The 19,086-nt window shown below is 68.3% G+C and carries 18 protein-coding genes; 16 read left to right on the plus strand and 2 right to left on the minus strand.

Annotation, left to right across the window (positions count from 1 at the left end; genetic code table 11):
• Nucleotides 1-48: 48 nt before the first annotated feature.
• Nucleotides 49-849, minus strand: coding sequence for a peptidylprolyl isomerase (locus tag QFZ69_RS08690; protein ID WP_306917330.1), 801 nt, complete (start codon nt 847-849; stop codon nt 49-51).
• Nucleotides 850-1,108: 259 nt separating this feature from the next.
• On the opposite strand from QFZ69_RS08690, the gene hisS reads away from it, so the two are divergent.
• The 3 genes from hisS (at nt 1,109) to QFZ69_RS08705 (ending at nt 5,289) form a co-directional block, all read left to right on the plus strand.
• Nucleotides 1,109-2,455 carry a histidine--tRNA ligase gene (gene hisS / locus QFZ69_RS08695; protein ID WP_306917332.1) on the plus strand — a complete coding sequence of 449 codons (1,347 nt, stop codon included), beginning with the start codon at nt 1,109-1,111 and terminating at the stop codon, nt 2,453-2,455.
• Between the two features lie 133 nt (nt 2,456-2,588).
• A complete protein-coding gene (gene aspS, locus QFZ69_RS08700; RefSeq protein ID WP_306917333.1) occupies nt 2,589-4,394 on the plus strand; it encodes an aspartate--tRNA ligase in 1,806 nt (601 codons plus the stop codon).
• 121 nt (nt 4,395-4,515) lie between these two features.
• The gene (locus QFZ69_RS08705) at nt 4,516-5,289 is read left to right on the plus strand and encodes a GNAT family N-acetyltransferase (RefSeq protein WP_306919641.1); all 774 of its coding nucleotides are present in this window, start codon (nt 4,516-4,518) and stop codon (nt 5,287-5,289) included.
• A 10-nt stretch (nt 5,290-5,299) separates the two neighbouring features.
• Here the strand turns inward: QFZ69_RS08705 and QFZ69_RS08710 are convergent, their stop codons facing one another.
• Nucleotides 5,300-5,911: an acVLRF1 family peptidyl-tRNA hydrolase gene (locus QFZ69_RS08710; RefSeq protein WP_307000041.1), complete on the minus strand. Its 612-nt coding sequence runs from the start codon at nt 5,909-5,911 to the stop codon at nt 5,300-5,302.
• A 96-nt stretch (nt 5,912-6,007) separates the two neighbouring features.
• Here QFZ69_RS08710 and QFZ69_RS08715 point away from each other — a divergent pair, with 96 nt between their 5' ends.
• The 13 genes from QFZ69_RS08715 to QFZ69_RS08775 all read left to right on the plus strand — a co-directional run bounded on the left by QFZ69_RS08715 (nt 6,008) and on the right by QFZ69_RS08775 (nt 19,067).
• Nucleotides 6,008-7,462 carry a replication-associated recombination protein A gene (locus QFZ69_RS08715; protein ID WP_306917335.1) on the plus strand — a complete coding sequence of 485 codons (1,455 nt, stop codon included), beginning with the start codon at nt 6,008-6,010 and terminating at the stop codon, nt 7,460-7,462.
• A 133-nt stretch (nt 7,463-7,595) separates the two neighbouring features.
• On the plus strand, nt 7,596-7,997 hold the full coding sequence (locus tag QFZ69_RS08720) for a cupin (protein ID WP_306917338.1): 402 nt from the start codon (nt 7,596-7,598) through the stop codon (nt 7,995-7,997).
• A gap of 210 nt (nt 7,998-8,207) precedes the next feature.
• Nucleotides 8,208-8,834: a 30S ribosomal protein S4 gene (gene rpsD / locus QFZ69_RS08725; RefSeq protein ID WP_306917339.1), complete on the plus strand. Its 627-nt coding sequence runs from the start codon at nt 8,208-8,210 to the stop codon at nt 8,832-8,834.
• A gap of 145 nt (nt 8,835-8,979) precedes the next feature.
• Nucleotides 8,980-9,354 (plus strand): DUF948 domain-containing protein, encoded by a 375-nt coding sequence (locus tag QFZ69_RS08730; RefSeq protein ID WP_306917341.1) that lies wholly within the window; start codon nt 8,980-8,982, stop codon nt 9,352-9,354.
• A 19-nt stretch (nt 9,355-9,373) separates the two neighbouring features.
• Nucleotides 9,374-9,655: a hypothetical protein gene (locus QFZ69_RS08735; protein WP_306917344.1), complete on the plus strand. Its 282-nt coding sequence runs from the start codon at nt 9,374-9,376 to the stop codon at nt 9,653-9,655.
• Nucleotides 9,656-9,790: 135 nt separating this feature from the next.
• Complete coding sequence (alaS, locus tag QFZ69_RS08740) at nt 9,791-12,469, plus strand: alanine--tRNA ligase (protein ID WP_306917346.1); 2,679 nt, start codon at nt 9,791-9,793, stop codon at nt 12,467-12,469.
• A 10-nt stretch (nt 12,470-12,479) separates the two neighbouring features.
• Entirely contained in the window at nt 12,480-13,064 is a 585-nt protein-coding gene (gene ruvX / locus QFZ69_RS08745; RefSeq protein WP_306917348.1) for a Holliday junction resolvase RuvX, read from the plus strand.
• Nucleotides 13,061-14,719: an endolytic transglycosylase MltG gene (gene mltG, locus QFZ69_RS08750; protein ID WP_306917351.1), complete on the plus strand. Its 1,659-nt coding sequence runs from the start codon at nt 13,061-13,063 to the stop codon at nt 14,717-14,719. The genes ruvX and mltG overlap by 4 nt, the downstream gene beginning before the upstream one ends.
• Nucleotides 14,716-15,645 carry a shikimate dehydrogenase gene (locus QFZ69_RS08755; protein ID WP_306917352.1) on the plus strand — a complete coding sequence of 310 codons (930 nt, stop codon included), beginning with the start codon at nt 14,716-14,718 and terminating at the stop codon, nt 15,643-15,645. Before mltG ends, QFZ69_RS08755 begins: the two co-directional genes overlap by 4 nt.
• 26 nt (nt 15,646-15,671) lie before the next feature.
• The gene (aroC, locus tag QFZ69_RS08760) at nt 15,672-16,871 is read left to right on the plus strand and encodes a chorismate synthase (RefSeq protein WP_306917354.1); all 1,200 of its coding nucleotides are present in this window, start codon (nt 15,672-15,674) and stop codon (nt 16,869-16,871) included.
• Complete coding sequence (locus QFZ69_RS08765; RefSeq protein ID WP_306917356.1) at nt 16,871-17,461, plus strand: shikimate kinase; 591 nt, start codon at nt 16,871-16,873, stop codon at nt 17,459-17,461. Before aroC ends, QFZ69_RS08765 begins: the two co-directional genes overlap by 1 nt.
• Complete coding sequence (gene aroB, locus QFZ69_RS08770) at nt 17,458-18,549, plus strand: 3-dehydroquinate synthase (RefSeq protein WP_306917357.1); 1,092 nt, start codon at nt 17,458-17,460, stop codon at nt 18,547-18,549. Before QFZ69_RS08765 ends, aroB begins: the two co-directional genes overlap by 4 nt.
• Nucleotides 18,549-19,067: a tetratricopeptide repeat protein gene (locus tag QFZ69_RS08775; protein ID WP_306917359.1), complete on the plus strand. Its 519-nt coding sequence runs from the start codon at nt 18,549-18,551 to the stop codon at nt 19,065-19,067. Before aroB ends, QFZ69_RS08775 begins: the two co-directional genes overlap by 1 nt.
• Nucleotides 19,068-19,086 lie beyond the last annotated feature (19 nt).

The following is a 19,086-nucleotide window of genomic DNA, read 5'->3' on the forward strand; positions in this document are numbered from 1 at the left end:
TCGCTTGGAGGGAAATACCGGCACCGCGGCCACGGGGGCCGTGGCTGGTTACTTCAGTGAGAACGAGTCTATCGTGACTGGTTCCACAGGTGCGCCGTCGGTGGCGTTATCACCGGGTTTGAGGCCTGCGGCAGCGATCCCGGCGACCACCTCCAGGCCGGAGGTAACCCTGCCGACCACGGTGTAGCCGCCGGCGGCGTCGGCCGGAATAACGGTGTCCTTGTACACGATGAAGAACTGGGTGCCGTTACCGTTGGCATTCCCGCCTGTCCTGGCCACCGCGATGGTGCCGGCCGGATAGTTGTTGTCCGGCGGGGTGTTTTCCAGCGGGCCCCAGGTGTAGGCCGGATCGCCGCTGCCGTCGCCGGACTTGGAGCCGCACTGCAGCACGCCGAAGGTTTCGCCAGTGGTGAGCCGGTGGCAGCTGAGGCCGGCGTAGAAGTTCTGGTCCGCCAGGGACTTGAAGACGGCCGCGGCCTGCGGGGCCCTGGTGCCGTCCAGTTCGACGCCGAGCGTGCCGGCGTTGAGCTTGAGCTCGCCCGTGAAGGTCCGGCCGGCCGCGGTGTCCGGTTTCGGGATGTTCTCGCCGTTGCTGGGCGAGGCCGACGGCGTCGGGGACGGGGACGCCAGGTCGGCCTGCACCGCGGCGACCTCCGCCTCTGTCGGGTTGGAGGAAAAGACCGTCAGCTGGAGGACGAGGGCGAGGGCCACCGCCGCGGTGCCGGCGCTTATGGCGAGGACGTTGTCGCGCTTCCGGCGTTTGTCCTGTTCCCGGCGCAGCTCGCGCTTCGCCTCCATCTGCTGGACGCGCCGCTTGGCATCGCGGGCGCTCCGTGAACTGGCCGCCAAAAGTCCTCCTGGTTGTCGGGCCGGAACCCCGGCGGGCCGTGGCGCCGTCGCGGTTTCAGCTGTAAAGCTGGAGGCAGCCCCACGCGTGCCCGGCCGCATTAGAGAAGCCGGCGTTCAACGCATAAACTGACTGCCGCACACAGTTTATGCACGACTGGCCGGTCTGCCGCCTATCCGTTCCCCGTTTCGGACAACCCGTTACGGCCCGGACGCGGCGCCAGTTCCCCGGCCGGTGATACCTGAGGAGAAAATTTCCACCATGGCACGCACCGCCTCCCTGTCCGGATTCCCCGAGTGGCTTCCCGAGGAGCGGCTGGTGGAGCTGCACGTGCTGGACACCCTGCGCCGCGTCTTTGAGCTCCATGGCTTCTCCTCGATCGAGACGCGGGCCGTGGAGACGGTGGGCCAGCTGCTGCGCAAGGGTGAGATCGACAAAGAGGTCTACGGCCTCAGCCGGCTGCAGGATGAGGAAAGCGACGAAGCCAAGTCCCACAAGGGCGACCCGCACGCCCTCGCCCTGCACTTCGACCTCACAGTCCCGTTCGCCCGCTACGTCGTGGAGAACGCCGGCTACCTCGCCTTCCCGTTCCGCCGCTACCAGGTCCAGAAGGTCTGGCGCGGCGAACGGCCGCAGGAGGGCCGCGCCCGGGAGTTCACCCAGGCGGACATCGACATCGTCGGCGACGGCGAACTCCCGTTCCGTTACGACGTCGAGATTGCCCTGGTGATTGCCGAGGCGCTGGGCGCCCTGCCGATCCCGGACTTCCTGCTCCGGATCAACAACCGGAAGCTGGCCGAAGGCTTCTACAACGGCATCGGCCTTACGGACACCGCCGGCGTGCTGCGCAGCATCGACAAGCTGGAAAAGATCGGCCCCGCCAAAGTCGCCGGGCTGCTGCAGTCCGAACTCGGTGCCTCCCCGGAGCAGGCCGAGTCGGCGCTCAAGCTCGCCTCGATCCGCACGGAGGACACGTCATTCGTGGAGCAGGTCCGGGCGCTGGGCGTGAGCAACGAACTGCTCGAGGAAGGCCTCAACGAGCTGGAGCAGGTCATTGCTGCCGCCGCCCAGCGCGCCCCCGGCAGGGTGGTCGCCGACCTTAGCATCGCCCGCGGCCTGGACTACTACACCGGCACCGTGGTGGAGACCGTCCTCGTGGGCCACGAACAGCTCGGCTCGATCTGCTCCGGCGGACGCTACGACGCGCTGGCCAGCAAGGGCAACCGCACGTTCCCCGGCGTCGGGCTCTCCATCGGCGTGACCCGGCTGGTCTCCCGGATCCTCAGCCAGGACCTCGCCAAGGCCTCGCGCTCCGTGCCCACCGCCGTGCTCGTGACGCTCGCCAGCGACGACAGCTGGGGAGCGGCCCAGGATGTCGCCGAGCAGCTGCGCGCACGGGGCATCGCCACCGAGGTCGCCGCGAAGGCCGAGAAGTTCGGGAAGCAAATCAAGTTCGCCGACCGCCGCGGCATCCCCTTTGTCTGGTTTACCGACGACGGCGGCAAGCACCAGGTCAAGGACATCCGCTCCGGCGAACAGGCCGACGCCGATCCGGCCAGCTGGGCCCCGGCGGACGAAGACCTGCACGTCCGGGTCACCACGGCCTAGGAGTGGCCCCGCCCTGGCGGCTGTCATTCCGGGACGGGCCCCGCCAGCGGGTAAACTCGGACGGGACCGTTCCCGTAGCGGTCAACTCCACCTTGATTCTGTCTTCCCTCTGTCTTCTTCAGAAAGGCGTGCTGTGCTGCGCACACATGACCTCGGATCCCTTCGCTCCGAGCACATTGGACAAACCGTAACCCTGGCCGGCTGGGTCGGCCGGCGTCGTGACCACGGTGGTGTCGCATTCGTTGACCTGCGCGACGCTTCGGGCGTCGCCCAGGTCGTCGTCCGCGAGGAAGAGGTCTTCCACGGACTGCGCAACGAGTTCGTGCTGCAGATCATCGGCACCGTCTCCCGGCGCCCCGAGGGCAACGAGAACGCTGCGCTGGCCACCGGCGAGATCGAGGTGCTGGCCGAAAAGGTCACGATCCTCAACACCTCCGATCCGCTGCCGTTCCAGATCGATGAGCACGTTGAAGTGGGCGAGGAGGCACGCCTCAAGCACCGCTACCTGGACCTGCGCCGCCCCGGCCCCGCCCGCAACCTGCGCCTGCGCTCCGAAGCCAACCGAGTTGCCCGCGAACTGCTCCACGAGGACGGCTTCGTCGAAATCGAAACCCCCACGCTGACGCGTTCGACGCCGGAAGGCGCCCGCGACTTCGTCGTCCCGGCACGCCTGGCCCCCGGCTCCTGGTACGCGCTGCCGCAGTCCCCGCAGCTGTTCAAGCAGCTCCTGCAGGTCGGCGGCTTCGAGAAGTACTACCAGATCGCCCGCTGCTACCGCGATGAGGACTTCCGCGCGGACCGCCAGCCCGAATTCACCCAGCTCGACATCGAAGCCAGCTTCGTGGAGCAGGATGACATCATCCGCCTCGGCGAAGCCATTGTGAAGGCACTCTGGAAGCTGATCGACGTCGAGATTCCGACGCCGATCCAGCGCATCACCTACCACGACGCGATGGCCCGCTACGGTTCGGACAAGCCGGACCTGCGCTTCGGCCTGGAGCTCACCGAGCTCACCGAATTCTTCAAGGACACCAACTTCGGCGTCTTCAAGGCTCCCTACGTCGGGGCAGTCGTCATGCCTGGCGGCGCCTCGCAGGCCCGCCGGGCGCTCGACGCCTGGCAGGAATGGGCCAAGCAGCGCGGCGCCAAGGGCCTGGCGTACGTCCTCTTCAAGGAAGACGGCGAACTGGCCGGCCCCGTCGCGAAGAACCTCACCGACACCGAGCGCGCCGGCCTGGCGGAGGCCGTCGGCGCCACGCCGGGCGACTGCATCTTCTTCGCCGCCGGGGAGAAGTCCGCGGCCCGTGCCCTGCTGGGTGCCGCCCGCGTGGAGATCGGTCACCGCACCGGTTTGATCAACCCGAAGGACTGGGCGTTTGTCTGGGTCGTGGACGCCCCCATGTTCGAACCGGCCGCAACCGCCGTCGCTTCCGGCGACGTCGCCGTCGGAGCCGGCCAGTGGACCGCCGTGCACCACGCGTTCACCTCACCCAAGCCCGAGTTCATGGACAGCTTCGAGAAGGATCCCGAATCGGCGCTGTCCTACGCCTACGACATCGTCTGCAACGGAAACGAAATCGGCGGCGGCTCCATCCGTATCCACGAGCGCGACGTCCAGGAACGGGTCTTCGAGCTGATGGGACTGGACAAGGCAGATGCCCAGACCAAGTTCGGTTTCCTGCTCGAAGGCTTCAAGTTCGGCGCGCCCCCCCACGGCGGCATCGCCTTCGGCTGGGACCGCGTGGTCGCCCTGCTGGCCGGGGTTGAATCCATCCGCGACGTCATCGCCTTCCCGAAGACCGGCGGCGGCTTCGACCCGCTGACCCAGGCGCCGGCGCCGATCACGGCGCAGCAGCGCAAGGAAGCGGGCGTGGACTTCAAGCCGGAAGCCAGGAAGGCAGAGCCAGTGGCCACAACGGCCGAGGACGCCACCAAGTAGCTGCACTGACGGCGGCAGGGCTCTCCGGGGAACCGGGGGGCCTTTGCTGTCCCGGAAGTGCTTTCCCAGCAGTGCTTTCCCAGCGGTACCGGACCGGAGGACCCCAGTGGAACGCGTAACGATGCCCGGGCTTGAGGCGCTGATGGACGCCGCCTGGCCTGCCGCCGAGCGGGAGGAATCCGGCGGCTGGATCCTCCGGGCGGCCTCCGGCGTGACGCAGCGGGCCAACTCCGTCTGGCCCCGCGAACCCGGCGACGACGCGCACCGGCAGCTCGCGGCCCTCCGTGACGCTCGGCTCTGGTACCGGAGCCACCGCCTGCCGCTGATCTTCCAGATCTTCGAGGACCCGCGCTCGGCATCGCTCAACGCCGTCCTCGACGCGGAAAGCTTCACCCGGCAGTCCGAAACCCTCGTGCTGGTCCGGGAGGCCGGGGCGGAGTCCGGACTGGCGGATGCGGGCGTCGAGCTTGCAACGACGCCCTCTGCTGAGTGGCTGCGGCTCTGGTGGAGCGTCGACGGCCGCGGCGACGAGGCGGCGATGGCTGTCGCCCGGGGAATCCTCGAAGGCTGCCCCGCGCTATATGCGCTGCTCCGGGACGACGACGGCGTGCCCGCCGCCGTGGGACGGCTTGCTGTTCCTCCCGGCGGGGCAGGCGGCCGGGGCGGGCTGTATTGCCTGGCGGCCCGTCCGGACGCCCGTCGTCGGGGCTATTCCACCCGGATCCTGCAGGCGCTGATGGGCGCGGGGGCGGACCGCGGCCTGGGCGCTTACTGGCTGCTGGTGACGGCCGCCAACACCGGGGCGCGGGAGCTCTACGCCCGGTCAGGTTTCTTCGAGGCCGGCCGGTACCTCTACCGGCAGGAGCGGCCCAAGCGGCACCTGACCGGCTGCTGATCCCGGTCGTTTACGACGGCGGGTCGGTCACCCGGATCCGCACCGCGCACAGGTCCGCGGCGGCCTTCTTCAGCACCGCGGCGCGGGGGTCCGGGACATCCAGGAACGGCAGCCTCGCCAGGGCGGCGTACGGCTTCAGCACCGGCTCGGCGAGGACCAGTTCCGCCAGGGTCTGGTCGCCGCCGGGGGCGAGGTACTCGATCCCCTGATCCGCGAAGATCCGTGCGGCATGCTCGGCGACGGCCTCGACGAGTGCATCGGCCTGGTTGGCCCGACGCCGGGCGAAGCGCTGCTGCGACCAGCCGCCGGCCGCCGTGCGGGACTGGACGTGCCGTGTCCCGGTCTTCGCGGCGAGCACTGCACCGCCGCTGACCGCCGCCACCGAGTAGCCGCCCCGGCGGACCAGCACGGCGCCGATACGCCGCGGCTGCCCGGCGAGGGTGGCCAGCCGGGACACCGCGTCGCCGCCGCGCCCGGGCCGTCCGTCCACCGGCCACGGCGCCTGGAGCAGTGCGACCGCTCCGTCGGCGGCGCGCAGCTGCAGTCCGCCGTCGAGCTCCTCTTCGGCCACCGCGCCGTGGCTCACGGCGAAGCGCTCCACCCAGCCGGGCCAACCTGTCACCGGAAACGAACGCCAGGCGGGTGTCGGGGGTGGCCATGAGGCGGGGCTCCGTCGGTAGGTGTCGGGGCGGGCAGGAACTAGACGTAGCCTATCTAGGTGGATGATCTCTTTGGTGCAGGGCAGGATAACGCCGGTGGAAACGACGACGACGCCGAAGAGTCCGGGGACGGCCGGCCTGCTGGCGGCGGCACCTCGTCGCCCCGCAGCCCGCTGGCCGTCCGGATGCGGCCACGGACGCTGGACGACGTGGTGGGCCAGCAACATCTTCTGGGCCAGGGGTCCCCGCTGCGCCAGCTCGCGGCCGGAACGGACGCGACCGGTCCCGCCGGCCCGAGCTCGCTGATCCTCTGGGGGCCTCCCGGCACCGGCAAAACCACGCTCGCCCATGTGATAGCCAAGGGTCCGGGCCGGAAGTTCGTGGAGCTCTCCGCGATCACCGCCGGCGTCAAGGACGTCCGTCGCGTCATGGAGGAGGCCCTGACTGCCCGCGACCTCTTCAAGACCACCACCGTGCTGTTCCTGGACGAGATCCACCGCTTCAACAAGGCCCAGCAGGACGCCCTGTTGCCCGGCGTCGAAAACCGTTGGGTGGTGCTGGTGGCTGCCACCACCGAAAACCCCTCCTTCTCCGTTGTCTCCCCGCTGCTCTCCCGATCCCTGCTGCTGACCCTGAAGCCGCTCACCGACGCGGATGTCGAAGGCCTGCTGCTGCGCGCCACGACGGATGTCCGGGGGCTTAACGGAAAGGTCGAACTCAGCGCCGCGGCCCTGGCGCACCTTGTCCGGCTTTCCGGCGGGGACGCCCGCCGGGCGCTGACAGCCCTTGAAGCGGCCGCCGGGGTCGCGTTTGGTGACGCGGACGATACTGACGCAGTCGTAGCCGGCGCAGCCGCCGGGACGGCCGGGCCCGCTCCGGTCGCGATCGAGCTCAAGCACACGGAGCGGGCCCTCGACGTCGCGTCGGTACGGTACGACCGGGCCGGAGACCAGCACTACGACGTCGCCAGTGCCTTCATCAAGTCCATCCGGGGCTCCGACGTCGACGCCGCCCTCCACTACCTCGCGCGGATGCTCGAGGCTGGGGAAGACCCGCGGTTCGTTGCCCGGCGGATCGTCATCTCCGCGGCCGAGGACGTCGGCATGGCCGATCCCACGGCGCTGCAGACCGCCGTCGCCGCCGCGCAGGCCGTGCAGCTGATCGGGATGCCCGAGGGCCGCATCATCCTGGCCGAGGCAGTGGTGCACCTGGCCACGGCGCCCAAGTCCAACGCCGCCTATCTCGGCATTAACCAGGCGATCGCTGACGTCCGGGCCGGGCTGGGCAACGGCATCCCCGCGCACCTGCGGGACGCCCATTACCCCGGCTCCAAGCAGCTGGGCCACGGGAAGGGCTACAAGTACGCCCATGACGCACCGCACTCGGTGGCGGCCCAGCAGTACCCGCCGGACGACCTGGTGGGCCGCAACTACTATGAACCGACCGCCAACGGCGCGGAGCGGGACATCTCCACCCGGCTGGAGCGGCTGCGGAAGATCATCCGCGGCCAGTAATCGCGGTCGGCCTAACTGCCCGTTGACTTACTGCTCGTGAGGTCTAACGTTGAAATACGGCAGCATGATCTGCTGCACGTGCGTGCTCGTCAGCGTCCCGTCCCGGGTCGTCCCCGTTCTCAGGTTGAGTCCCATGTCCGTAAATTTCGTCACAGCTATGGCTATCAAGTCCTTCGATGTTCCCGACAAGAAACGGTGTCCGGACGACAATGCCGAATTCGATCTCGTCACTGTGGACGACTACTCCGTGGCACGCCTCATCCTGGGCCCGGGCTGGCGGTGGTCTGAGTGCATGAAGCCGTTCGAGCAGACCGAGCAGTGCCAGCACCACCATCTCGGATTCTGTCTTTCCGGGGCGATGGACGTGGAAACCACGGAGGGCCTGCGTTCCAGGATCCAGGCCAACGACACATACGCGATCCCGCCGGGCCATGACGAGTGGGTGGTGGGGTCCGCCTCGTTCGTGGCCGTGGAATTCCTGGGTGCGGCCTCGTTCGGACGGCGCGGCAGCCGCGGCGTGCACGCGAGGATCTGACGGCCCGCCGGTCCCACCGTGGTAGGCTTGTTCGTTGTCTGGCAAGGCACGGACGCACAATCCACCGGTATTCAGCATTTTATGCTGTCCTGAGTCTTTTTTCCGGTGGGCTGGCGCCCGGCGCCCAGTAGCAAAAGGCAGCGGTTGGCCGATGCTCTCCATCGTGGAGGCCAGTAACACTGACACACCGCAGATATTGGAAGGACACAAGTGGCTAACAACACTCGTGCTCGCCGTACCGCACGCCTTTCGCGTGCACTCGGCATCGCTCTGACCCCCAAGGCCGCCAAGTACATGGAGCGCCGCCCGTACGGCCCCGGTGAGCATGGCCGTGCCCGTAAGAAGCAGGACTCCGACTACGCCGTACGTCTGCGCGAAAAGCAGCGTCTGCGCGCCCAGTACGGCATCCGCGAAGCCCAGATGACCCGCGCCTTCGAAGAAGCCCGCCGCACCAAGGGCCTGACCGGTGAAAACCTGATCGAACTGCTCGAGATGCGTCTCGACGCCCTCGTGCTGCGTGCCGGCTTCGCCCGCACCATCGCCCAGGCCCGCCAGCTGGTTGTGCACCGCCACATCCTGGTTGACGGCATCCGCGTTGACCGCCCGTCCTTCCGCGTCGCCGAGGGCCAGCTGGTCCACGTCCACAGCCGCAGCGAGACCATGGTTCCGCTCCAGGTTGCAGCAGCCGGCGCCCACCGCGACGTCCTGCCGATGGTTCCGGCATACCTAGACGTCAAGCTTGACGCCCTGCAGGCACGCCTCGTGCGCCGCCCCAAGCGTTCCGAGGTCCCCGTGACCTGCGAAGAGCAGCTCGTCGTGGAATTCTACGCCCGCTAGATTCAACGCAACACCTTACAAAGAAGCCCGTGGCAAGCGCCGCGGGCTTCTTTGTATGTAAGGTACTTGGGGGAGTTCTGCGGCTGCCGGCTGTGCCAGTCGGAGCAGGCCGCAGGAATACGACGTAACAAGGAGATGAACGACTATGTCTGGTGGCGATATTGCCGGCCTGATCGCGGCCGGAGTGTTTGCACTGCTGGTCCTGCTGCTCGCCGTGCCGATTCTGAAGCTCGGGGGAGTCTTCGACGAAGTGCGCTCTTCCATCCGCTCGATCAGCGACGGCGCCACCCCGCTTCTGGACGAAGTCACCGCCACCGTCTCCACGACAAACGAGCAGCTGAAAAAAGTCGACGGGATCGCGAACAACGTCTCGGACGCCTCGGCCAACATCTCCGCGCTGTCCTCCCTCGTGGCCGCCACCGTGGGTTCACCGCTGATCAAGGTTGCCGCGTTCAGCTACGGCGTGCGCTCCGCCCTCACCGCCCGCCAGAAGCCCACCACCGGCCGCCGCAGCCGCTAGTCCCGCTGGAGACACTGATATGAACAGAATCATCTGGATGGGAATCGGCGTCGCCATCGGCGTCATCGCCTTTCGCAAGGTCACCGAGGCGCAGTCCAATCTGGGCCCCGCGGGCCTTAACCGGGCCGTAGGCCGGCTCGCCGACGGCCTGTTCGACTTTGCCGGCGCCGTCCGGGAGGGCATGCAGGAGCGGGAAACCGATCTCCGCACGGCCCTTGGCCTCGACACAGGCCTCGACACAGCCCTCGATAACGGCGCAGCCCCCGGCGGCACCGGCCGCAAGGATGCAGTCCGGCGCTAGCCGGGAGAGAATTAGTAAAGGGCCGTGCCCCGTCAGGGCGGCCAGGCCGGTCCGCGGACCGGAAACCATATTGTCCCGCGGCGTACACGCGTGGACCACGAACGCAGTGCATATTGAAGGGTAAGTAATCAGCTCATGAAGTCGCAGGAGATCACCAAGCGCTGGATCGACTTTTTTGTCAGCAAAGGGCACACGCCGGTCCCCTCCGCCTCCCTGGTTTCCAGCGACCCCTCCCTGCTGTTCACCGTGGCCGGCATGGTGCCGTTCATCCCGTACCTGACCGCGCGGGAAGAAGCCCCCTACCAGCGGGCCACCAGCGTGCAGAAGTGCATCCGTACCGGCGACATCGAGGAAGTCGGCAAGACCGCCCGCCACGGAACTTTCTTCCAGATGTGCGGCAACTTCTCCTTCGGCGATTACTTCAAGGAAGACGCCATCAAGTTCGCCTGGGAACTGCTCACCGCCAGCGTTGACGACGGCGGCTACGGACTGCCGCCGGAACTCCTGTGGGCCACCGTCTACGAAGAGGACGACGAGGCCGAGCAACTCTGGCTCAAGAACACCGGCATGCCGGCCGAGCGGATCCAGCGGATGGGCAAGGCGGACAACTACTGGTCCACCGGCCAGCCCGGTCCCGCCGGCCCCTGCTCCGAGATCTACTTCGACCGCGGCCCCGCGTACGGCGTCGAAGGCGGTCCGATCGCGGACGAGAACCGTTACGTTGAAATCTGGAACCTCGTGTTCATGCAGTACCAGATCGACAACGTCCGCTCCAAGGTGGACTTCGACATCGTCGGCGAACTGCCCAAGAAGAACATTGACACCGGCCTCGGCATGGAGCGCCTCGCGATGATCCTGCAGGGCGTCGAGAACATGTACGAGACGGACCAGGTCCGCCCCGTGATCGACAGGGCCGCGGCGCTGTCCGGCCGGGAGTACACCTCCGCCGAATCCGCCGATGACCCGCACCACACCGACGACGTCCGGATGCGCGTCGTCGCCGACCACATCCGCTCGGCCCTGATGCTGATCGCCGACGGCGTCACCCCCTCCAACGAAGGCCGCGGCTACGTGCTGCGCCGCCTCATCCGCCGCGCCGTACGCTCCATGCGCCTGCTCGGCGTCGAAAAGGCCTGCCTGCCCAAGCTGCTGCCGGCCTCCCGGGACGCCATGAAGGGCGTCTACCCGGTCGTGGAGACGGACTTCGAGCGCATCAGCCGGATCGCCTATGCCGAAGAGAAGGCGTTCCTACGCACCATCGCCTCCGGCACGGCCCGGCTGGAGGACGCGGTCCAGGAGTCCAGGACGGCCGGCCGGCCGCTCTCCGGAGCGGACGCGTTCGCCCTGCACGACACCTACGGCTTCCCGATCGACCTCACCCTCGAAATGGCCGAGGAGGCCGGGCTGAAGGTCGACGAGCCGGAGTTCCGCAAGCTCATGCTGGAACAGCGCCAGCGCGCGCAGGCCGATGCCAAGGGCAAGAAGGGTTCCCACGCGGACCTCAGCGCCTTCCAGGAGCTGCTGTCGGCCGGCGAAACCGTGTTCACGGGCTACACCGAACTCAGCGGAGAATCCAAGGTCCGCGGCATCCTGTCCGGCGGCCGGAAGGTCTCCCAGGCCGCCACGGGCGATGAAATCGAACTGGTCCTCGCCGAGACCCCGTTCTACGCCGAGGCCGGCGGCCAGGCGGCCGACACCGGGCTCATCACCGGCGACGGCTTCGTCGTCGAGGTGCTGGATGTGCAGCGCCCGATCAAGGGCCTGAGCGTGCACAAGGCAATCGTCCGTGAAGGCGAAATCGGTGCCGAGTCGCTCGTCCAGGCGGCCGTGGACCGGGAACGCCGGCACGCCGCCGAGCAGGCCCACACCGGTACGCACATCGTGCATGCGGCCCTGCACCAGATTCTCGGCCCGGAGGCGCTGCAGCGCGGTTCCTTCAACAAGGCAGGCTACCTGCGCTTCGACTTCGCCTGGGGCGAGGGCCTCAGCGCAGCCACCCGGTCCGAGGTCGAGGAGGTTTCCAACCTCGCCATCCGCAACAACTACCGCGTCGAAACCAAGGTCATGGGCCTGGCCGAGGCGAAGGCACTCGGCGCCATGGCACTCTTCGGCGAGAACTACGGCAACGAAGTCCGCGTCGTGGAGATCAACGGCGCCTGGTCCCGGGAGCTCTGTGGCGGCACGCACGTCGAGAACACCTCGCGGATCGGCAGCCTGTCCCTGCTTGGGGAGCAGTCCGTCGGTTCAGGAAACCGCCGTGTCGAGGCCTTCGTGGGCATGGACGCCTTCCGGCACCTTGCCGCGGAACGCGCCCTCGTCACGGAGCTGACGGAAATGCTCAAGGTTCCGTCCGGACTGCTCGCGGACCGGATCGCCACCACGCTGACCAAGCTCAAGACGGCCGAGAAGGAACTGGAGCGCCTGCGCAAGGAACAGCTCACGGCTGCCGCCGCACAGCTCGTCGGAACCGCCAAGGACGCCGCCGGGGTCAAAGTCATCGCGCACGACGCCGGCCAGGTCAGCGGCGCGGATGATCTGCGCGGTCTGGCGCTGGACCTCCGGACCCGTCTCGGCTCCGAGCCCGCCGCCGTCGCGGTGGCCGGCGTCAGCAACGAGCGCCCGGTCATCCTCATCGCCACCAACGAAGCCGCCCGTGCGGCGGGGGTCAAGGCCGGCGCGCTGGTGCGGCTCGCCGCCGGAATCCTCGGCGGCGGCGGCGGCGGCAAGGACGACGTCGCCCAGGGTGGCGGCACGGACGCCGCCAAGGTCGGCGCGGCCCTGGCCGCCGTCGTGGACTCCATTACCCGGCGCTAATGGACAACCGGTGAACGAAGCTGCTGTGCCCGGCGACTACCCCCAGGGCGTGAAGCTGGGGGTGGACGTCGGCACCGTCCGGGTGGGTGTGGCGGTCTGTGACCGCGACGGCATCCTGGCCACACCCCTGCGCACGCTGGAACGGAACGCGAAGAAGAATACCGACGTGCGGATCCTCGCGGCGCTGGCCGACGAGCTCCATGCCGTCGAGATCTTCGTGGGCCTTCCGCGGACGATGAAAGGCGAAGAACACGCTTCGGCGCGGATGGCCACGGACTACGCAACGCTGCTGGCGGATGCCCTCCGGAACCGCGGTTCCGAGGTCCCGGTACGGCTGGTCGACGAGCGGTTGAGCACGGTCACCGCACACCGCAACCTGCACGAAGCTGGCATGAGCAGCCGGAATCACCGTAAAGTAGTTGATCAGGTTGCGGCCGCAGGTATCCTGCAACATGCGATCGATATGCAAAAGGCCAGGGGAACGGAGATCGGAAGCCGCGTTTACGCGGAAACCGCTCCGGGGCCAACCGGGGGCGGCGCTTCTGCCGGCCCGGACGTACACACGCAATCTGCAGAAAACGGAAGGCTACAGTGAGCCCGGTCAACAGTGACGACTCCCCAGGGGACGCGTTCGGCGCCTCCGGCCGACCGCTGACGCGCAAAGAGATCAGGGCCCGGGAAAAGTCCCTGATGACCCAGGGCCACGAGATCATCCCGCCGCAGGCCTTCGAGACCGGGCAGGACAGCCCGACGGCGACGCCCGCCGCAGCCCCGCCCGCCGCACCCGCGCCCGGTCCCGCGGCGCCCGCGGCAGCGGCACCGCCAGTCCATGCGCCCACATCTCCGGCCGCCGGGCCGGCGGCGCATGAGGATACTGCGTCCCAGGACACCGTCCCGGCGGAGTCCGCATCCCAGGACGCGGTGCCTGAGGACGCAGCGCGCGAGTACGCCCCGCGCGAGTACGCCCGGCGCGAGTACGCCGGCGGCGTCATTACGGCGTCCGGGCCACACCACGAAACTGACCTTCAGCCCGGCTACGCGGCGCACCCGGGTGCGGGGTACTCCGGCTACGCGGCCCACAGCGACGATGTCTATGGCGATGACTCCAACCGCCACCCTGACTACCACCACGAGGAAGCCGGACACGAAGTAATGGCCGGAGCTTCCGCCAAACCCAACGGCAAGGCATCTGCCAGGAAAGTCCGCCGCCGCCGTTTCCTCGCCCTTGTGCTGACCCTGTCGGTCTTCGTGGCCGCGATCGCTGTGGGGGCGCAGTTCATCAAGCCCTTCCTTGGCGGCGACACGGTGGCCGACTACCCGGGACCGGGAACCGGCGAGGTGACGATTACGGTTCCCCCCGGTGCGGGACCCAAATCCGTGGCCTCGGAACTCCAGGACAAGAAGGTCGTGGCCAACGCCGACGCCTTCCTGAAGGAATTCGCAGCCTCCGGCGGAGCCCTGAGCCCGGGCGACTTCAGCCTGCGCCACGAGATGAAGAATTCCGACGCCGTAGCCGTGCTGCTGAACCAGGACAAGGGCAAGGTCATGTACTTCGCCCTCAACGCAGGCCTTCGGATCGGCGAGTCGCTGCAGGCGATTTCCGAGGGCACCGGGGTTCCGGTCGCCGAGCTGAAGAGCCTCAGCGACTCCCCGGCCCAGTTCGGCGTTCCGTCCAGTTCGAAGAACCTCGAGGGCTTCCTCGCGCCCGGGGAATACCGCTTCCCGCTTGGCACCCCGGCCAAGGATATCCTGCAGGAACTCGCGTCCACCACCCTGGATGAGCTCGAGGCCCAGGGCATCACGGACCCGGCCAAACAGTACGACGTCGTCACGGTCGCCAGCATTGTCCAGGCTGAGGGCGGACAGGCGGAATACGGGGACGTGGCCGGCGCGATCTACAACCGGCTCAAGCCCGGCAACACCGAAACCAACGGGCTGATCCAGTCCGACGCAACCGTGACCTACGGTCTCGGAATCCGGAGTTTCCATATCGACGAGGCGCAGAAAGCCGATACCTCCAATCCGTACAACACGTACGCAAACACCGGCCTGCCGGCTGGGCCTGTCGGCTCGCCCGGAAAGACAGCCATCGATGCCGCAGCGAAGCCCAAGTCCAACGACTACCTCTACTGGGTGACCATCAACCTGGACACCAAGGAGACCAAGTTCTCGAGGACCCTGGCGGAACACAACGGCTACGTGCAGCAGTACAACGCCTGGTGCGAGGCCAACGCCGGACGCTGCGTATGACGCTGCGGGCCGCCGTGCTTGGGCACCCCATCAGCCATTCGAAGTCACCCGCACTGCACCGGGCAGCCTATGCCCATCTCGGTGTCGAGATCGCATACTCGGCGATCGACGTGACCGAGGAGGACCTGCCGGCCCTCATGGCGCGCGTGCGGGAGGACGCCCGGCACGGCGAGGGCTGGCGCGGCCTGTCCGTCACGATGCCCCTGAAAACCGCAATGGTCGCCGAAGTCGACGAGGTCCGCGGCGTGGCCCGCGCGCTCGGCGTCATCAACACCGTGGCCTTCGAGCCGTCCGCGGCCGGTGGCCACCCTGTCGGGAACACCCCGGGATCCCCCCGCCTGGTCGGCTACAACACCGACGTCGCCGGCATTGTCAACGCCCTGCGTCACGCGGGCGCCTCGGCCGCCCCCACCGCCGCCATCCTCGGCGGCGGCGGGACCGCTGCCGCAGCCATCGCAGCCCTGAGGGAACTCGGCGCCCCCGGCGCGGATGTCTTTGTGCGCGATGTCGGCCGCGCCGTCGAAGCGCGGGCCGCCTCCGCCGCCGTCGGGCTGCCGATTCGGGTGCGTCCGATCACCGGAGCCGCGGCGGGCGTGGCCGCCGCCGACGTCGTCATCTCCACGCTGCCGCCCCGCGCCGCCGATACCTTGGCAGCGGAGCTGCAGCAGGCCTTTGCGGGGGAGCGCGCCCCGGAAACCGCCCGCAACCGTCCCGGCGTGCTGCTGGATGTGGCCTACGATCCCTGGCCGAGCCGGATCGCCGCGGCGTGGCAGGATGCCGGCGGCACGGTGGTCCCCGGACTCGAGATGCTGATCTACCAGGCGGTGGAACAGGTACGCCACTTCAGCCGGCTTGGCGACGCGGTCCCGGAGGAAGTCATAGATGTGATGTGTGTCGCAGTGGGGGCACCCCGACGGGTGTTCTGAGGACCTTACATGGCAGGATGGAAACTATGTTGCGTTGGTTGACTGCCGGAGAATCCCATGGTCCGGCCCTGGTCGGAATTATTGAAGGCGTGCCCGCCGGTGTTGAACTCACCAGCGTCCAGATCGCGGATGCGCTGGCGCGCCGCCGGCTCGGTTACGGCCGCGGGGCGCGGATGAAGTTCGAGCAGGACGTGGTGACCATCCTCGGCGGCGTCCGTCATGGCATCAGCCAGGGCGGACCGGTAGCAATCCAGGTCGGCAACACCGAATGGCCCAAATGGGAGCAGATCATGTCTGCCGACCCCGTGGACCCGGAGATCCTCGCTGACCAGGCCCGCAACGCCCCGCTGACGCGGCCGCGGCCGGGTCACGCTGACTTTACCGGCATGCAGAAATACGGCTTCGACGAGGCACGTCCGGTGTTGGAACGCGCGAGTGCCCGCGAAACCGCCACCCGGGTGGCCCTCGGCACCGTGGCCTCGGCTTTCCTGAAGCAACTCGGCATCGAACTGGTCTCCCACACCGTCTCGATCGCCAGCGTTGCCGTCCCGGAAGGCCGTCCGCTGCCGCTCCCGGGCAACGTCCTGGCCCTCGACGCGGACCCCTTGCGCTGCTTCGACCGCGAAACCTCCGACGCCATGGTGGCCGAGGTCGACGGCGCGCATAAGGAAGGTGAGACTCTCGGCGGCGTGGTCGAGGTGCTCGCCTACGGGCTTCCGCCCGGACTCGGCAGCTACGTCCACTGGGACCGCCGCCTCGATTCGCGCCTCGCCGGTGCCCTGATGGGCATCCAGGCGATCAAGGGCGTCGAAGTCGGCGACGGCTTCCTCACCGCTTCCCGCCGCGGCTCGGCTGCCCATGACGAGATCGTCAAGGACGCGGACGGCAGGATCATCCGCACGTCCAACCGGGCCGGCGGCATCGAAGGCGGCATGAGCATCGGCGATGTACTGCGCGTCCGCGCGGCCATGAAGCCGATTGCCACCGTGCCGCGTGCCCTCCGGACCGTGGACGTCAGCACGGGGGAGGCCGCCAAGGCCCACCACCAGCGCTCCGACGTGTGTGCGGTCCCGGCGGCCGGCGTCGTCGCGGAAGCCATGGTGGCCCTTGTCCTCGCCGAAGCCGTCACGGAAAAGTTCGGCGGCGACTCGGTGGAGGAAACCGCCCGCAACATCAAGGGTTATCTGGACAGCATTCCGGCGGCCCTGGACTCGATCGGCCAGTAGTGCCGGCCGAGAACAATGCCGCCTTCCGACCCATCGCGCTGATCGGTCCGATGGCCGTGGGCAAGTCGGCCATCGGACGGCAGCTCGCCGAGCAGCTGGGGGCGGCCTTCGTGGACACCGACGTCGCGATTGTCGCGACGCACGGGACCATCGCCGAAATCTTCGCGGTCCGGGGCGAGCACGCCTTCCGTGAACTGGAGGCCCGGACCGTGGCGAAGGCCATCGAGGACGCGCAGCTCACCAGCACGGTGGTGTCCCTGGGCGGCGGCGCCGTGCTGGACTCCGGAACCCAGCAGCTGCTGGAGCAGTGCACCGTGGTGTACCTCGAATGTGACGCGGAAACGGTAGCGGAACGCATCGCCAGGAACTCCGGCCGCCCGCTGCTGGCGGGTGACGCCATGGAACGATGGAAGGCCCTGTTCGCCACCCGCCGGCCCGTCTACGAGCGGCTGGCCGATTTAGTATTCGACGTCCGGAGCGGATCCGTTCCGGACCTCGCCCACCGGCTGCAAGATGCGCTGGGTGGGTCCGTCGCCGCGAAAACCGCGGCAGGATCCACGCCGGCGGCGACAAAGGAAGTTGAAAAGTGATTACCGAATCAACCGTCATCAAGGTCACCGGCCAGACGCCCGGCGAAAACTACGACGTCGTGGTGGGCCGCGGCCTGCTGGCCGGGCTTCCGGCCCTGCTGGGGGAGCGCGTCAAACGGGTCCTCGTCATCCACCCCCGCGCCCTGCGGCTCACCGGAGACACCGTCCGCGAGGAGCTGGCCTCCGCCGGCTTCACCGCACTGACGGCCGAAATCCCTGACGCCGAAGAAGGCAAGCACATCGAGGTGGCGTCCTTCTGCTGGCAGGTGCTGGGACAGAACGACTTCACCCGCTCGGACGCCGTCGTCGCCGTCGGCGGCGGAGCCGTCACCGACCTGGCCGGCTTCGTGGCAGCCACCTGGCTTCGCGGCGTCAAGATAATCCACATGCCCACCAGCCTCCTGGCCATGGTTGACGCCGCGGTGGGCGGGAAAACCGGGATCAACACGGCCGAGGGCAAGAACCTCGTCGGATCATTCCACCCGCCCGCAGGGGTCCTCGCGGACCTCGACACCCTCGACACGCTGCCGAAGAACGAGATCATCTCCGGCATGGCCGAGGTCATCAAGTGCGGCTTCATCGCCGACCCCGCCATCCTCGAGCTGATCGAACGGGATCCTGCCGCGGTCTCCGATCCCCGCTCCGATGCCGTGCGTGAACTGATCGAACGCGCCATCACGGTCAAGGCCAGGGTCGTGTCGGCGGACCTCAAGGAGGCCGGCGAGCGTGAAATCCTCAACTACGGCCACACCCTGGGTCACGCGATCGAACTCGTCGAGCGCTACTCCTGGCGCCACGGCGCAGCCGTCTCCGTCGGCATGATGTTCGCCGCGGAGCTGGCCCGCAGCGTCGGCCGGCTCAGCGACGCCGACGCCGATCGGCACCGGAGCATCCTGGAAAGCCTCGGGCTTCCCATCACCTACCGCCGGGACCGCTGGCAGGCGCTGCTGGACGGCATGCGGCGGGACAAGAAGTCGCGCGGGGACCTGCTGCGTTTCGTCGTGCTCGACGGCATCGCCCGTCCCGGTATCCTCGACGTCCCGGACACTTCGCTGCTGTTCGCCGCCTACCAGGAGATCGCCTCCTGATGAACGGCCTCGGGGCCGGCACCAGCGAATGGCCTGATGGCGGGTTTGCCGGGATAAGGATCAATCCGGTCAGCCTGATGCCGGAGATCGTCAACGAGGACGCCTGCGCCGAGGCGCTGTCGGCTTCCGCGGATCCCGCGGACCTGATCTTCGTGCGCCTCGTCGAGGGGCACGCCGGCGAAGCAGCGGAGCTGCTGGCCGAGGCCCGGTACAAGGACCCGGATTCGCTCCGGCTGCGCATCTTCGAGGCTGACGTGCTGCGGGTCTCGAACAGCTCCGACCGGGCCGTCGAGCTGTTCCGGCAGCTGCTGGCGGAAACCCGGGGTACCCCGGACGAAGCCGTCATCCGTCAGCAGCTCGGCCGCTCCTACTTCGCCGGCGGCAATATCGCCGCCGCCGTGGAGTCCTTTGCAAGAGCGCTGGATCTCCGCGTGGCCGGTTCCGCCGACGCGGCGCTGATCTACGCCTCCACGGTGGCCCTGCAACGGGCCCGGGACGTGCTGGATCTCGCCTCCTAAGCCTCGATCCACCGGTTGT

Origin of the sequence: Arthrobacter sp. V1I7, from assembly GCF_030817015.1 — a bacterium.
Taxonomy (GTDB): domain Bacteria; phylum Actinomycetota; class Actinomycetes; order Actinomycetales; family Micrococcaceae; genus Arthrobacter.

Coding starts and splice junctions, on each gene's coding strand:
- QFZ69_RS08735 (WP_306917344.1), top strand. CDS start 9,374: ATGAACAGAATCATCTGGATGGGAATCGGCGTCGCCATCGGCGTCATC.
- QFZ69_RS08730 (WP_306917341.1), top strand. CDS start 8,980: ATGTCTGGTGGCGATATTGCCGGCCTGATCGCGGCCGGAGTGTTTGCA.
- alaS (WP_306917346.1), top strand. CDS start 9,791: ATGAAGTCGCAGGAGATCACCAAGCGCTGGATCGACTTTTTTGTCAGC.
- QFZ69_RS08775 (WP_306917359.1), top strand. CDS start 18,549: ATGAACGGCCTCGGGGCCGGCACCAGCGAATGGCCTGATGGCGGGTTT.
- QFZ69_RS08720 (WP_306917338.1), top strand. CDS start 7,596: ATGTCCGTAAATTTCGTCACAGCTATGGCTATCAAGTCCTTCGATGTT.
- QFZ69_RS08755 (WP_306917352.1), top strand. CDS start 14,716: ATGACGCTGCGGGCCGCCGTGCTTGGGCACCCCATCAGCCATTCGAAG.
- aroC (WP_306917354.1), top strand. CDS start 15,672: ATGTTGCGTTGGTTGACTGCCGGAGAATCCCATGGTCCGGCCCTGGTC.
- QFZ69_RS08705 (WP_306919641.1), top strand. CDS start 4,516: ATGCCCGGGCTTGAGGCGCTGATGGACGCCGCCTGGCCTGCCGCCGAG.
- hisS (WP_306917332.1), top strand. CDS start 1,109: ATGGCACGCACCGCCTCCCTGTCCGGATTCCCCGAGTGGCTTCCCGAG.